General features: G+C 67.2%; 13 protein-coding genes and 1 tRNA gene. 12 read left to right on the top strand and 2 right to left on the bottom strand.

Going from position 1 to position 14,177, the window contains the following annotated elements; translation table 11 throughout:
• Positions 1-133 precede the first annotated feature (133 nt).
• From xdhA to DJ029_RS18365, 12 genes are all read left to right on the top strand, one after another.
• The gene (gene xdhA, locus DJ029_RS18420; protein WP_112323963.1) at positions 134-1,537 is read left to right on the top strand and encodes a xanthine dehydrogenase small subunit; all 1,404 of its coding nucleotides are present in this window, start codon (positions 134-136) and stop codon (positions 1,535-1,537) included.
• The gene (gene xdhB, locus DJ029_RS18415) at positions 1,534-3,954 is read left to right on the top strand and encodes a xanthine dehydrogenase molybdopterin binding subunit (protein WP_112323962.1); all 2,421 of its coding nucleotides are present in this window, start codon (positions 1,534-1,536) and stop codon (positions 3,952-3,954) included. Before xdhA ends, xdhB begins: the two co-directional genes overlap by 4 nt.
• 100 nt (positions 3,955-4,054) lie before the next feature.
• A complete protein-coding gene (xdhC, locus tag DJ029_RS18410; RefSeq protein WP_232823135.1) occupies positions 4,055-5,002 on the top strand; it encodes a xanthine dehydrogenase accessory protein XdhC in 948 nt (315 codons plus the stop codon).
• A complete protein-coding gene (locus tag DJ029_RS18405) occupies positions 4,999-6,519 on the top strand; it encodes an ABC transporter ATP-binding protein (protein ID WP_112323960.1) in 1,521 nt (506 codons plus the stop codon). Before xdhC ends, DJ029_RS18405 begins: the two co-directional genes overlap by 4 nt.
• Positions 6,506-7,573 carry an ABC transporter permease gene (locus DJ029_RS18400; RefSeq protein WP_112323959.1) on the top strand — a complete coding sequence of 356 codons (1,068 nt, stop codon included), beginning with the start codon at positions 6,506-6,508 and terminating at the stop codon, positions 7,571-7,573. Before DJ029_RS18405 ends, DJ029_RS18400 begins: the two co-directional genes overlap by 14 nt.
• Before the next feature lie 64 nt (positions 7,574-7,637).
• Positions 7,638-8,783 (top strand): ABC transporter permease, encoded by a 1,146-nt coding sequence (locus DJ029_RS18395; protein ID WP_112323958.1) that lies wholly within the window; start codon positions 7,638-7,640, stop codon positions 8,781-8,783.
• 12 nt (positions 8,784-8,795) lie between these two features.
• Positions 8,796-9,569 carry an ion transporter gene (locus tag DJ029_RS18390; RefSeq protein WP_112323957.1) on the top strand — a complete coding sequence of 258 codons (774 nt, stop codon included), beginning with the start codon at positions 8,796-8,798 and terminating at the stop codon, positions 9,567-9,569.
• On the top strand, positions 9,559-10,635 hold the full coding sequence (locus DJ029_RS18385; RefSeq protein ID WP_112323996.1) for a BMP family ABC transporter substrate-binding protein: 1,077 nt from the start codon (positions 9,559-9,561) through the stop codon (positions 10,633-10,635). The genes DJ029_RS18390 and DJ029_RS18385 overlap by 11 nt, the downstream gene beginning before the upstream one ends.
• A 103-nt stretch (positions 10,636-10,738) precedes the next feature.
• Complete coding sequence (locus DJ029_RS18380) at positions 10,739-10,918, top strand: hypothetical protein (RefSeq protein ID WP_112323956.1); 180 nt, start codon at positions 10,739-10,741, stop codon at positions 10,916-10,918.
• Positions 10,919-11,024: 106 nt separating this feature from the next.
• Complete coding sequence (locus DJ029_RS18375) at positions 11,025-11,717, top strand: D-lyxose/D-mannose family sugar isomerase (protein ID WP_112323955.1); 693 nt, start codon at positions 11,025-11,027, stop codon at positions 11,715-11,717.
• Positions 11,717-12,118, top strand: a complete 402-nt coding sequence (locus tag DJ029_RS18370; protein WP_112323954.1) for a rhodanese-like domain-containing protein — start codon at positions 11,717-11,719, stop codon at positions 12,116-12,118. The genes DJ029_RS18375 and DJ029_RS18370 overlap by 1 nt, the downstream gene beginning before the upstream one ends.
• A gap of 111 nt (positions 12,119-12,229) precedes the next feature.
• A complete protein-coding gene (locus tag DJ029_RS18365; protein ID WP_157966438.1) occupies positions 12,230-13,066 on the top strand; it encodes a class I SAM-dependent methyltransferase in 837 nt (278 codons plus the stop codon).
• A gap of 24 nt (positions 13,067-13,090) precedes the next feature.
• On the opposite strand, the gene DJ029_RS21810 is transcribed toward DJ029_RS18365, so the two are convergent.
• Positions 13,091-13,174 (bottom strand) — tRNA-Tyr (locus DJ029_RS21810).
• A gap of 131 nt (positions 13,175-13,305) precedes the next feature.
• On the bottom strand, positions 13,306-13,818 hold the full coding sequence (locus tag DJ029_RS18360) for a CarD family transcriptional regulator (RefSeq protein ID WP_112323952.1): 513 nt from the start codon (positions 13,816-13,818) through the stop codon (positions 13,306-13,308).
• Positions 13,819-14,177: the final 359 nt, after the last annotated feature.

The following is a 14,177-nucleotide window of genomic DNA, read 5'->3' as shown; positions in this document are numbered from 1 at the left end:
GTGAACTTGCCAAAGCCGCAAAACCGCGCTTTCCTGCCTGTCGGACAATAACAAGGGCCGCGCCGCCTGCCTTACGCCGCATCGGGCGGGCCGCGCACAACAGCCCAATGCAGAGAAAGCGGCGGACACAGCCATGACCCTGGCGTTTCTTCTCAACGGAGAGACCGTGCGCCTGAGCGGCGTACACCCCACCACCACCCTTCTTGACTGGCTGCGCGAGCAGCGCCGCCTGACCGGCACGAAGGAAGGCTGCAACGAAGGCGATTGCGGGGCCTGTACCGTCACCGTTTCCGCGCTGGAGGGGGATACCCTCGTCCACCGCGCGCTGAACGCCTGCATCCTGTTCCTGCCCCAGCTGCACGGCAAGGCCGTGCGCACCGTGGAAGGCATCGCCGCGCCCGACGGCACGCTGCACCCGGTGCAGGACGCGATGGTGACGCACCACGGCTCGCAATGCGGCTTCTGCACGCCCGGCGTGGTGATGTCGCTTTACACCGCCCACCGCGACGGGCGGCAGGATTTCGACGACGTACTGGCGGGCAACCTGTGCCGGTGCACTGGCTATGCCCCGATCCTGCGCGCGGCGAATGCCGCCGCCGGGATCCCGACCCCGTCCTGGGAACAGGACGAGACAGCGGCGCTGCAGGAACTTGCCGGGGACGAGGATGTCTTCCTCGACGGCGGCTTCCTGCCCGGCACCCTCGACAGCCTTGCGGCGTGGTACGCGGACAATCCCGACGCGACGCTGGTTTCCGGCGCGACGGATGTCGGCCTCTGGGTGACGAAGGCGCTGCGCGACACGACGCCGGTCGCCTTCCTGCACCGGTTGCGCGAGCACCAGACCATCTTGCAGGACGACAGCGGCCTGACCGTCGGCGGCGGCGTGACCCTGTCGCGCCTGCGCGCCGCGATGGCCGCCCGCCACCCGGATTTCGCGGAACTGATCCGCCGCTACGGCTCTGTCCAGGTGCGCAACGCGGCGACGGTGGGGGGCAACATCGCCAACGGCTCGCCCATCGGGGACAGCCCGCCCGCGCTGATCGCCCTTGGCGCGACACTGACCCTGCGAAAAGGGGCCGCGCGGCGCAGCCTGCCGCTTGAGGATTTCTTCCTTGAATACGGCAAGCAGGACCGCCAACCCGGCGAGTTCGTCGAAAGCATCCACATCCCGGCACAGCCCGACAGACTGCGGTGCCACAAGCTTTCCAAGCGTTTCGACCAGGATATCTCGGCCGTATGCGGCTGTTTCAACATCACGGTCGAGGATGGCAAGGTAAGCGACGCGCGCATCGCCTTCGGCGGTATGGCCGGCACCCCCAAACGCGCCACCACGGTGGAGGCCGCCCTGCTCGGCAAGCCCTGGACCGAGGCGACCGTCCGGGCCGCGATGCCCGCCTTCGCCACCGACTACCAACCGCTCAGCGACATGCGCGCCTCGGCCGACTATCGCCTGCGGGCCGCCGAAAACATGCTGCTGCGCTGCTTTCACGAGGATCACGGCGCCAGAACGCGCCTTGTCGGACGGGGGGCAGCATGAGCGTTCACAAGCCGAACCCGCACGACAGCGCCCTGCTCCATGTTTCGGGGCGCGCGCAATATACCGACGACGTGCCCCTGCCGGGGGACGCGCTGCATCTCGCCTTCGGCCTGTCCCCGAAGGCGGCCGGGCGGATCACCCGGCTCGACCTTGAGGCGGTGCGCACAGCCCCCGGCGTGGTCGACGTTCTGACCGCCGACGACCTGCCCCATGCCAATGACGTCTCGCCCTCCCCCAGCCCCGAACCGCTGCTCGCCACGGGAGAGGTGCATTACATCGGCCAGCCGGTGTTCCTGGTTGCCGCCACCTCGCATCTTGCCGCGCGCAAGGCGGCCCGCCTCGCCACCATCGAGATTGAAGAAACCACGCCGCACCTGACCATCGACGCGGCGTTGCAGGCGAACCGCCTGCTCGAACCGGTGCTCACCTACGAACGCGGCGACCCCGACCCCGAGATCGCCGCCGCGCCGCATCGCCTTTCCGGCGCGATGGAGATCGGCGGACAAGAACACTTCTACCTCGAAGGCCAGGCCGCCTTCGCGCTGCCCGGCGACGATGGCGGCGTGACGGTGCACGCCTCCACCCAGCACCCGTCCGAGATCCAGCACAAGGTGGCCGCGGCGGTCGGCCTTCCTTACGCGATGGTGCATTCCGTGGTGCGCCGCATGGGCGGCGGCTTCGGGGGCAAGGAAAGCCAGGGCAATGCGCTGGCGGTGGCCTCGGCTGTGGTCGCGCTGAAACACCGGCGCGCGGCCAAGATGCGCTATGACCGCGACGACGATTTCACTATCACCGGCAAGCGCCACGAGTTCCGCATCGGCTACGAGGTCGGCTTCGACGACAGCGGCCGCATCAAGGGCATCGCCTTCACGCAGTACTGCCGCTGCGGCTGGTCGGCCGACCTGTCGCTGCCGGTCGCGGACCGGGCGATGCTGCATGCGGACAACGCCTATTACCTGCCGACCGTGCGCATCACCTCGCACCGGGTGCTGACCAACACCCAGTCCAACACCGCCTTCCGCGGCTTCGGCGGGCCGCAGGGGCTGCTAGGCATCGAGCGTGTGATGGACCACATCGCCCATGCCCTCGACGCCGACCCGTTCGAGGTGCGCCGAGCCAATCACTACCGCGACATGGGACCGACGGCGCAGGAACCGGATCCCGGCTCGCCTCGCGCGCATGGAGATGCCCCGGACGCACAGATCCTGACCAGCCGCGGCGCGGCCCGGGCGACCCCGCCCCCAGACGCCCTGCCTGACACCGATCCCGATGCGCAACTCACCCCCTACGGGATGCCCGTCATCGACTGCGTCATCAACGCCCTGACGGACGAACTCGCCCGGCGCTCCGACTACAAGGCCCGCCGCGCCGCGATAGAGGCGGCGAACGCCGAAAGCCCGGTGCTGAAACGCGGCATCGCCCTGACGCCGGTGAAATTCGGCATCTCCTTCACGCTGACCCACCTAAACCAGGCGGGCGCGCTGGTGCATGTCTATTCGGACGGATCGATCCACCTGAACCACGGCGGCACGGAAATGGGCCAGGGCCTGAACACCAAGGTGGCGCAGGTCGCCGCCTCGGTCTTCGCTCAGCCGCTTTCGGCGGTGCGCATCACCGCGACCGATACCGGCAAGGTGCCCAACACCTCGGCCACCGCCGCCTCCTCGGGGTCCGACCTGAACGGCATGGCCTGCAAGGCCGCGTGCGAGACGATCCGCTCCCGCCTGGTCGCCTTCGCCGCCGAGCACTGGCAGGCCCAGCCGTCGCAGATCGCCTTCACCGAGGAAGGCGTGCGCATCGGCGCCGAAACGGTGCCCTTCGCCGAGCTGATCGCAAAAGCCTACATGCACCGCGTCCAGCTCTCCGCAACAGGGTTCTACGCCACGCCGAAGATCACCTGGGACCGCGTGAAAGGGCGCGGCCGCCCGTTCTTCTATTTCGCCTACGGCGCGGCGGTCAGCGAGGTCAGCATCGACACCCTCACCGGCGAATACCGGATCGAGCGCGCCGATATCCTGCATGACGTGGGCCAGTCCCTGAACCCGGCCCTCGATATCGGCCAGGTCGAAGGCGGCTACGTGCAGGGCGCGGGCTGGCTGACGACCGAGGAACTGGTCTGGAACGACGCCGGCGCACTGACCACCCACGCGCCGTCGACCTACAAGATCCCGGCCACCTCCGATAGGCCGCGGATCTTCAACGTCGCCCTCTGGGACGGCGCGAATACCGAGGCGACCATCCACAAGTCCAAGGCCGTGGGAGAGCCGCCCCTGATGCTCGGCACCTCCGTGCTGATGGCGCTGAGCCACGCGGTGGCGCAATGCGGCGACGGCTCCCTCTATCCCGCGCTCGACGCACCGGCCACGCCGGAACGCATCCTGCGCGCCGTCGATGCGCAAAGGGGCCGGCCATGGTAGCGCGCCCCCTCCCTCCAAAGTCCCCAAATATCCCCGCCGGAGGCATCGGCGCCAGCCAGGCGGCGCAACTTGCGCCCCGAAAGGACCGGGGGCCCGCACCGTGACCCTCGATCGCACCGCCCTCGCCCGCGCCATCGCCGAAAACGGCCCCCTCACACGGGTCGTCATCGCCGCCCACGCCGGCTCCACCCCACGGGAAACGGGCACCGCGATGCTCGTCTGGGCCTCCGGCCAGTCCGGCACCATCGGCGGCGGCACGCTGGAACATGAGGCGACCCGCCTCGCCCGCGCGCACAGTGCCGAGAGGCCGCGCCTGGTGACACAGCCCCTCGGCCCCGCCCTCGGCCAATGCTGCGGTGGCAGCGTGACGCTGCTGCTCGAACATTACGTGGACGTCGCCGAGATCCCGGAATCCGGCGCTTTCGCGCGCCCCGTCAGCCCCGATGCGCCGCCCGATCCGCCGCTCGCGCTGGCGCGGGCGCTCGGCGTCGCGCGGCAGGGCACGCCCATTCGCGCCGCACTTCACGACGGCTGGTTCATCGAACCGCTGTCCGAGCCCCGGACCCAGCTCTGGCTTTACGGCGCAGGCCATGTCGGGCGCGCCATCGCCGCCACGCTCTCCGGGCTGCCGGTGGACACCACCTGGATCGACACCGCCCCGGACCGGTTTCCCGACACCCTCCCCGAGGGGGCGACGCGGCTCGTCGCGGCAAACCCCGCGCAGGCCGTCGCCCATGCCCCCAGCGAGGCGCATCACCTCGTGATGACCTTTTCGCACGCGCTCGACCTGGAGGTGTGCCACGCCGTCGTGTCGCGCCGCTTCGCAAGCCTCGGGCTGATCGGCTCCGCCACCAAGCGCGCGCGCTTCCTCAAACGCCTTTCCGACCTCGGGCACCCTCCCGAACGGCTCGCGCGGCTCACCTGTCCCATCGGGAACCGCGCCCTCGGCAAACACCCCCAGGCCATTGCCGTGGGCGTGGTGCATCGGCTACTGAAGGACCAGGCCGCGCACAGAAGCGGCGTCACGAACAGGGACAACGTCGCATGAGTGCGCTCCTCTCCGTCGAGGGCCTGACGAAGGCCTACCCCGGTGTGCTCGCCAACTCAGACATCTCGTTCGAGGTGGCCCCCGGTGAGGTACACGCCCTGCTGGGCGAGAACGGCGCCGGGAAATCCACCCTCGTCAAGACGATCTACGGCCTGGTCACCCCGGACGAGGGGCGGATGTTCATCGACGGCACCCTGTTCGAACCGCGCGGGCCGCAAGCCGCGCGCGCCGCGGGCGTGTCCATGGTGTTCCAGCACTTTTCCCTGTTCGAGGCGCTGAACGTCGCCGAGAACATCGCCCTCGGCATGGCCAACCCGCCGGGCCGCCAGGAGCTGTCACAGAAGATACGCGACATCGCCAACGCCTACGGGCTGTCGGTGGACCCCGACCGCCTGGTCGGCGACCTGTCCGTGGGCGAACGCCAGCGGGTGGAAATCGTGCGCTGCCTGTTGCAGAAGCCGCGCATCCTGATCATGGACGAGCCCACCTCCGTGCTGACCCCGCAAGAGGTGAACACGCTCTTCACCACCCTGCGCAAGCTGAGCGCTGAGGGCGTCGCCATCCTCTACATCTCCCACAAGCTCGAGGAAATCCGCGCCCTGTGCGACCGCGCGACCATCCTGCGCTCGGGGCGCGTGGTCGGGGCCTGCCGCCCGGCGGAAAAGACCGCGCGGCAACTGGCCGAGATGATGATCGGCCTGGAACTGACGCGCCCGCTGCCCCGCCTGTTCACCCCGGGCGATCCGCTGCTTAAGATCCGCGACCTCACGGTGCCCGCCTCAAGCCCCTTCGGCACCACGCTGAAATCCATCGACCTGACCCTGCACAAGGGCGAGGTGCTGGGCATCGCCGGCGTCGCGGGCAACGGCCAGGATGAGTTGATGGACGTGCTCTCCGGCGAGACCCGCGTCAAAGGTGACGCCATCCGCCTGGAACAGCGCGAAATCGGCGCACTGGGGCCCAACCGCCGCCGGATGCTCGGCCTGCTCGCCGCACCCGAGGAACGCCTCGGCCACGCGGCGGCCGGCGACATGAGCCTGGCGGACAACGCCTACCTGACCGGGCGCAAACGCCAGCGGCTGGACTATCGCGGCTTCATCAAGAAAGCCACGACCGAGAATTTCGCCCGCGCCATCGTCTCGCGCTTCGACGTGCGCACACCGGGCGTAGGCACGCTTGCGCGCGCGCTGTCGGGGGGCAACCTGCAGAAATTCGTCATCGGGCGCGAAATCATGCAACGCCCCGGCGTGCTGGTCGTGAACCAGCCGACCTGGGGCGTGGACGCCCACGCCGCGGCCACCATCCGCACCGCGCTTCGCGACCTCGCGGCAGAGGGGACCGGCGTGCTGATCATTTCACAGGACCTCGACGAACTGATGGAAATCGCCGACATGTTCGCCGTGCTCGAAAGCGGGCGTCTGACCGTGCCGCAACGCACCGGCTCGCTGACGATCGAGGAAATCGGCCTGATGATGGGTGGCTCGACCAAGGGGGCGGTGCAAGATGCTCACGCTTGAACCGCGCCGCCGCTCCAGCACGCTGCTGCAGGCGCTGACCCCGGTCCTCGCCGTGCTGGCCACGATGGTCGCGGGCGGGATCCTGTTCGCCGCCCTGGGTAAAAACCCGGTGGAGGCGATCCGCATCATCTTCGTGGATCCCTTCTTCGATCCCTTCTCGCGCTCGGAACTGCTGGTGAAGGCCGCGCCGCTGGCGCTGATCGCCATCGGCCTCAGCTTCGGCTTTCGCGCCGGCATCTGGAACATCGGCGCCGAGGGGCAGTTCATCATCGGCGCGCTCTGCGCGGGGGCCACGGCGCTGGCGTTCTGGGGAACGGAAGGAACCTGGCTGCTGCCCCTGATGGCGCTGGCGGGCATGATCGGCGGCTTCCTCTGGGGCATGATCCCCGCCCTGCTGAAGATCCGCTTCGGCGCGAACGAGATCCTCGTCTCGCTGATGCTGGTCTATGTCGCGGAACTCCTGCTCTCCGCGCTCGTCTCCGGGCCACTGCGCGACCCTGACGGGTTCAACTTCCCGGAATCGCGGCGCTTTCACGACAGCGCCACGCTGCCGATCATCCTGCAAAACACCCGCGCGCATATCGGCATCCTCGTCGCCCTCGCGCTCGGGCCGCTGGCCTATGCGATCCTGCACAAGCATGTCTTCGGCTACCACGTCAAACTGCTGGGCACCGCCCCGCGCGCGGCCGCCTTCGCGGGCGTGAACACCAAGCTGATGATCGCCGCCTGCCTCGGCCTGTCGGGCGCGCTCGCCGGCCTCGCCGGCACGTTCGAGGCCGCGGGCCCCGTCGGCCAGCTCGTCCCCTCGCTGCCGGTCGGCTACGGCTTCACCGCGATCATCGTCGCCTTCCTCGGGCGGCTCGACCCGCTCGGCATCCTCGCCGCGTCTCTCGTCATGGCGCTGACCTACATCGGCGGCGAAACCGCCCAGTTCACGCTGCAAATCCCCGCCGCGGCGATCAGCGTCTTCCAGGGCATGCTGCTGTTCTTCCTGCTCGGCTTCGAGGTCCTGACCCGGTTCCGCATCCGCCGCGTCACAAGGGCCACCTCATGAGCGTGCCACTTTACTCCCTAAATACTCCCGCCGGAGGCCCCCGCCGCAACAGGTCGATCCGCCCATGAAGACATCCGTCGCCCCCCACGCCGTGACCCTGACTGCCATCGCGGCGCTTGTCGTCTTCGCGCTGGCCAACGGGCTGAACCCGGTACTGCTGACGGTCTCCATCACGGTGGCGGCCACGCCGCTGCTGCTGGCCGCGCTCGGCGAAATGGTGGTCGAGAAGTCCGGCGTGCTGAACCTCGGCGTCGAGGGGATGATGATCATCGGCGCGATCGCGGGTTTCGCCACGGCGGTGGAAACCGGCTCTCCCATGATCGGGCTCATCGCCGCCGCCGCCGCGGGTGCGGCGCTGTCGCTGGTCTTCGGCTTTCTTACCCAGGTGCTGCTGTCGAACCAGGTTGCGACCGGGCTGGCGCTGACGCTGTTCGGGCTCGGGCTCGCGGCGCTGCTCGGGCAATCCTACGCGGGGCTGAAGCCGCCGAGCTTCCCGCACCTCGACATTCCGCTGGTCTCGGACATCCCGGTGCTGGGGCCGATCCTGTTCGCCCATGACCTCCTGGTCTACATCACCGCGCTGATCCTGCTGGGCACGGCCTGGTTCCTCTATCGCACGCGCGCCGGGCTGATCCTGCGCGCGGTGGGCGAGAACCACGACGCGGCCCATGCGCTGGGCTATGAAGTGATCCGCATCCGCCTGGCGGCGATCGCCTTCGGCGGCGCCTGCGCGGGGCTTGGCGGCGCGGGGCTGAGCCTTGTTCGGGTCCCGCAATGGACCGAAGGCATGACCGCGGGCGCGGGCTGGATCGCGCTGGCCATCGTCGTCTTCGGTTCCTGGCGTCCGGGCCGGGTGGCGCTAGGCGCGTTCCTGTTCGGGGGCGTGACGATCCTGCAACTGAACCTGCAGGCGGCGAACCTGACGGCGCTGTGGCTGCTGGTGCTCGGCTTCCTGCTGCTGGCCACCCATGTCACGGTCCGCGGGCTGACAACGGGGTCCATGCACCGCAGCATGTTGCCGCTCTGGGCCGCCACGCTGGCAAGCGCGGCCTGGGCCTTGGCGGCACCGGTGTCGATCCAGACACAGTACCTTTCGATGACCCCCTACATCTGTACCATCATCGTACTCGTGGTCATGTCCGCCGACCGCCTGAAAGCCAACCTGAATGCCCCCGCCTCGCTGGGCCGGGTGTTCTTCCGAACGGGATAGGGGCAGGCGACGGTGCCGGAAAGACGCCAGAATCTCTATGCCATTCTGGAGGGCAACCACCCGACGCTCGGCCGGCCCTACGCGATCTTCACGAACTTCATCATCCTACTCGCGGTGCTGGTCTACATCCTGTCGACCCTGCCCGACCTGAGCCGGCCCATGCGACTGACCCTGCAGATGGCGGAGGTCTTCGTGATCTCGACCTTCGCGGCGGACTACTTCGCGCGGCTGTTCACCGCGCCGAAACCGCTGTCCTACGCGCTGTCGTTCTGGGGCATCGTGGACCTGATCGCCTTCCTGCCCGCCCTTGTCCTTGCGGGGACGGAGTTCAGCTCGGCGCGGCTTTTGCGGCTGGTGCAACTGGCGCGGGTCATGAAGCTGATGCGCCTTGCCCATGCGTTCGACACGATGGTCGACGCCCTGCGCTCGATCCGCGACCAGCTTTTCGTCTTCCTCATGCTGACGCTGATCGTACTGATCCTGGCCGCGGTGGGGATCTATCACTTCGAGCACAGCGCCCAGCCCGAGGTGTTCAAGTCCGTGCCGCACGCGCTCTGGTGGGCCGTTGCGACATTGTCGACCGTGGGGTATGGCGATATCTATCCTGTAACGGCAGGCGGAAAGGCGTTTACCGCGCTTGTCCTGCTCGTCGGTCTTGCGGTCATCGCGGTGCCCACCGGGTTGATCTCGGCCGCGTTGGTGTCGCGGACCAAAGACAGAGAAAAAGAAGCACCTGAACCCCAACACATGGATGAACCCAAGGAGTCCAACAATGATGAAACGTAGAACCCTTCTCGCGGGGGCCGCCCTTGCCGTGGCCCTGTCGACAAACCCCGTCCTGGCAGACGGGCATGAGCCGCTGAAGGTCGGCTTCATCTACGTCGGCCCGGTCGGCGATTTCGGCTGGTCCTACGAGCATGACCAGGGCCGCCAGGCACTGGAGGCGCATTTCGGCGACAAGGTCGAGACCACCTACCTCGAATCCATCCCCGAGGGCCCCGACGCGGAACGGGCGATCCGCCAGCTGGCGCAGTCGGGCCACGACCTGATCTTCACCACGTCCTTCGGTTACATGAACCCGACGATGAAGGTCGCGCAGCAGTTCCCCGACGTGAAGTTCGAGCACGCCACCGGCTACCAGCGCGCCGAGAACGTCTCGACCTATTCGGGCCGCTTCTATGAGGGGCGCACCGTCCTGGGCCATATCGCGGGCAAGATGACGGAAAGCAACATCGTGGGCTACATCGGCTCCTTCCCGATCCCCGAGGTGGTGCGCGGCATCAACGCCGCCTACCTGGCCGCCGCCAAGGTGAACCCGGACGTCGAGTTCAAGATCGTCTGGGCCAACACCTGGTTCGACCCCGCCAAGGAAGGCGATGCCGCAAAGCAGCTGATCGACCAGGGCGCGGACGTGATCCTGCAGCACACCGACAGCCCCGCCGCGATGACCATCGCCGAGGAAAATGGCATCTACGCCTTTGGCCAGGCCTCCGACATGATGCAGTTCGGGCCGAACTCGCGCCTCAGCTCGATCATCGACAACTGGGCCCCCTACTACATCGAGCGCGTTCAGGCTGTGATGGACGGCACCTGGGAATCCACCGACACCTGGGCCGGGATCGGCGAGGGCATGACCAAGATCGGTGAGTTCAAGAACATGCCCGAGGACCTGGCGGCCGAGGCGGGGGCGCTGCGCGACGCCATCGGCGCGGGTGAGATCCACCCCTTCACCGGCCCGATCAACAAGCAGGACGGCAGCCCCTGGCTGGCCGAAGGCGAAACCGCGGACGACGCCACCCTGCTCGGCATGAACTTCTATGTCGAAGGGATCACCGGCGACCTGCCGAACTGATCCGGGCACAACAGGCCCTGCCCCCGCGCCACGGCGCGCGGGGGCTGCATGGCCCCCGATTTTGTGCTATGAAGGCCCTCCGAACGGAATAAGGAGGTGCATCATGTCACGCCACATTCTCGATCACCGCAGCGTTGCGAAGCCGGGCCTTCGCCTGTCACGCTTCGCCCGTTTCACGCGCCAGGGCGGTCTCAGCCCCAGGATGCAGCGTCTGTTCCGCAGCGCCAAGGGCGCGTCCCCGGCACGGACACGCGCGTATTTCAACATCGAGCGCAACCGCTGACCGCCAGCGCGCCTGACCGGCGCGCCTGACGCACACCACGGCCCGCGCGGGCTGGACCGTCCCCCGGATTCCACGCATAACTAGCCGTGGAAACAAGGGGGACGACATGAAGCGCTCGAAGATCAATTCAATCATGGCCGAGGCGGATCAGATGATCCGCAGCTACGGCTTCACCCTGCCCCCGTTCGCCTATTGGAGCTCAGCGGAGTTCAAGGCTCGGGCAGAGGCGGCGCGCAATGTCATCACCGCGCGCTGCGGCTGGGATATCACCGATTACGGAGCGGGCCGCTACGACGAATTGGGCCTGTTCCTGTTCACCCTGCGCAACGGGCGGCTGGCCGACCTGCAACGCGGCGGTGGCATGTGCTACGCCGAGAAGCTGCTGATCTCCAAGCAGGATCAGCTTTCGCCGATGCACACCCATGTCATCAAGGCCGAGGACATCATCAACCGCGGCGGCGCGACACTGGTGGTCGAACTGTTCGGCTCGGACGACCAGGGCCGCTTTGCCGAGGATCGCGGCGGCGTGGTGTTCTGCGACGGCATCGAAACCCCCTATGGTCCCGGCGAGAAACTGCGCCTCGCCCCCGGGGAAAGCGTCACGCTGATGCCCGGCGACTGGCATGCCTTCTGGGGTGACGGCGGGGACGTGCTGATCGGCGAAGTCTCCACCGTCAATGACGACGAGACGGACAACATCTTCCGCGAGCCCATCGGCCGCTTTGCCACCATCGAGGAGGATGTGGACGCGACCCACCTGCTGGTCAGCGACTACGCCCGCGTGTTCGGGGACGCGTGATGCCACAACTCAGGACCTCCGCCGCCGAGATGGTCGCGAAGGCACGCGCCCGGATCCGCGAAGTCGGGACGCCGGAGCTGATCGCGCGCCTCGGCGATCCTGACCTCGTCGTGGTGGATATCCGCGACGTGCGCGAGCGCCAGCGCTCGGGCTTCATTCCGGGCAGTTTCCACGCGCCGCGCGGCATGATCGAGTTCTGGGTGGACCCCGACAGCCCCTATTTCAAGCCGATTTTCGGCGAGGACAAGACCTTCGTCTTCCATTGCGCCAGCGGCTGGCGCTCGGCGCTGACGGTCGCCACCTTGCTGGACATGGGCTTCGAGGCCGCGCATCTGAAAGAGGGATTCTCGACCTGGGAAAAGCACGGCGGACCGATGGCTTACGCCGAGAAGAAGGGCTGAACCGCCCGGCCACCGCCTGCCGTGGCGGGGGCCGAGACGTGCCAATCGCCCCCTGATCTGCTATCCTTTCACATGACGCTCACCTTGTCCGTGCGACGGAGGGGCCGTGAAATGACCAGTACCGCCACGAAGGAAGACCTGGCCGCCGGGCGCGGCTACGAGGCCCTGCTGGTCCCTGCCCTGTTCAGCCCGTGGGCGCCCCATGTCGTGGATGCAGCGGGCATAGGCGATGGTGCAAGCACGCTGGACATCGCCTGCGGAACCGGCGTCCTGGCGCGCCAGGCGCTGAAGCGTTCGGGTGCAAAGGGACGGGTCGTCGGCCTTGATCCCGCGCCGGGCATGATCGCCGCCGCGGCAGAGGTCGAGCTGGCGATCGAATGGGTAAGCGGGCGCGCCGAGGACCTGCCCTTCGAGGACAACGCCTTCGATCATGTCATTTCCCAATTCGGCATGATGTTCTTCGAGGATCGCCAGAAAGCCGCGGACGAGATGCTCCGTGTCCTGAAACCGGGCGGCACGCTGGCCGTCGCCGTCTGGCACGGGATCGAGCGGAACCCGGCCTACCGGGACGTCGCGCGCCTCCTGGAGGCAGAGGTCGGCCCCGCGGCGGCAGAGGCGGTGCGGCTTCCCTTCAGCCTTGGCGATCCTGGCGCGGTCGCCGATATCCTGTCGCGCGCGGGATTCGGGGACATCGAAACGGACACAAGGGTCGAACAGGCGACCTTTCCCGACCATCGCATGATCGTCGAGGTCGAGCTGCGGGGCTGGTTGCCGCTTTTCGGGATTCACCTGGACGAAGACCGGATCGCCGATGTGCTGGCGAAAGCGGACGAGCGGCTGGCGAAATACGCAATCCCGTCCGGACAAGCCGCCTTCCACACATCAGCCTGCATCACGACCGCGCGCAAGCCGCAACAGGACGCTGCGCCCTTGAAGCGCACGCATTGACGTCACCAGTTTCTGGAATGGGAGTGGTGGGCGACCCTGGAATCGAACCAGGCATGGGTCTCCCCGGCGGAGTTACAGTCCGCTGCCGCACCTTGCAGCCCGTCGCCCTCTGGGGGCCGTGAATACGTCTGGTGCGGCGGGGGGTCAAGCCGAAATTGCGCTGACCGGCACCCAGTCCGGAAAAGAAAAAGCCCGCTGTGAAAAGCGGGCTTTTTCAGATCACTGTCCTGTCCGGCGGATCAGGCGGCGCGGGCGTCCAGAAGGTCCCCGACGCGTTCCTGCGCCTTGAATTCCTCGATCCCGTCAACGGCCGCGACTTCGCGGGTCAGACGCTCCAGCGCGGCTTCGTAAAGCTGGCGCTCAGAATAGGACTGCTCGCGCTGGTCGTCGTTGCGGTGCAGGTCGCGCACCACTTCGGCGATGGAAATCAGGTCACCCGAGTTGATCTTCTGCTCGTATTCCTGCGCGCGGCGCGACCACATGGCGCGCTTCACGCGTGCACGGCCCTTCAGGGTATCCATGGCCTTGCTCACCAGCTCGGGCGAGCTGAGCGAGCGCATGCCGACGGACGTCGCCTTTGCGGTCGGTACACGAAGCGTCATCTTGTCCTTCTCGAAGGTGATGACGAACATTTCGAGCTTGATGCCAGCGACTTCCTGCTCGTCGATGGACACAATTTTCCCTACCCCGTGGGCCGGATAGACCACGAACTCATTCGGGCGGAACTCAGCATTCTTTTTGGTCTTGGACATGCGCATCCTCTTGTCTCTTCGCCTAAACCCACCGTCAGTCAGCCAAGACACCGGCGAACAAAAATCTGCGGCTGCCATTGAGGCAGTCCCAGGTTCCAAATCCGGGTATCAAAGCCGGTTCATCCCCCTCCAATGGTTTCGGGATGTGCCGTACCGACCGTCATGTCTGAACAATATAGCAGCAAAGGGCGGTTTTTTAAAGGTTGCACTGCGGCAAAGCGGCAGCGGCAGCCCCGATTCGAGCTCAAACCGACCGAAAAACATGAACAAACTGACACAAAAATCCGAGGTGACGTTGCGTTAGATCAATCGTCGCCCCGAATCATGCATGCGTCAGCATCATGCCTGCGTCATCCCAG

This window comes from Oceanibium sediminis, assembly GCF_003265325.1.
In the GTDB taxonomy this organism is placed as follows: Bacteria; Pseudomonadota; Alphaproteobacteria; order Rhodobacterales; family Rhodobacteraceae; genus Halovulum; species Halovulum sediminis.
The sequence above is the reverse complement of the archived record's forward strand: the minus strand, read 5'-3'. Positions and strand labels throughout refer to the sequence as shown.

What these genes read in the sequence shown, in the direction of transcription:
- DJ029_RS18395 (WP_112323958.1), top strand. Translation starts at nt 7,638, where the DNA reads ATGAAGACATCCGTCGCCCCCCACGCCGTGACCCTGACTGCCATCGCG.
- DJ029_RS18365 (WP_157966438.1), top strand. Translation starts at nt 12,230, where the DNA reads ATGACCAGTACCGCCACGAAGGAAGACCTGGCCGCCGGGCGCGGCTAC.
- xdhB (WP_112323962.1), top strand. Translation starts at nt 1,534, where the DNA reads ATGAGCGTTCACAAGCCGAACCCGCACGACAGCGCCCTGCTCCATGTT.
- DJ029_RS18405 (WP_112323960.1), top strand. Translation starts at nt 4,999, where the DNA reads ATGAGTGCGCTCCTCTCCGTCGAGGGCCTGACGAAGGCCTACCCCGGT.
- xdhA (WP_112323963.1), top strand. Translation starts at nt 134, where the DNA reads ATGACCCTGGCGTTTCTTCTCAACGGAGAGACCGTGCGCCTGAGCGGC.
- DJ029_RS18380 (WP_112323956.1), top strand. Translation starts at nt 10,739, where the DNA reads ATGTCACGCCACATTCTCGATCACCGCAGCGTTGCGAAGCCGGGCCTT.
- DJ029_RS18360 (WP_112323952.1), bottom strand. Translation starts at nt 13,818, where the DNA reads ATGTCCAAGACCAAAAAGAATGCTGAGTTCCGCCCGAATGAGTTCGTG.
- DJ029_RS18370 (WP_112323954.1), top strand. Translation starts at nt 11,717, where the DNA reads ATGCCACAACTCAGGACCTCCGCCGCCGAGATGGTCGCGAAGGCACGC.
- DJ029_RS18375 (WP_112323955.1), top strand. Translation starts at nt 11,025, where the DNA reads ATGAAGCGCTCGAAGATCAATTCAATCATGGCCGAGGCGGATCAGATG.
- DJ029_RS18385 (WP_112323996.1), top strand. Translation starts at nt 9,559, where the DNA reads ATGAAACGTAGAACCCTTCTCGCGGGGGCCGCCCTTGCCGTGGCCCTG.
- DJ029_RS18400 (WP_112323959.1), top strand. Translation starts at nt 6,506, where the DNA reads ATGCTCACGCTTGAACCGCGCCGCCGCTCCAGCACGCTGCTGCAGGCG.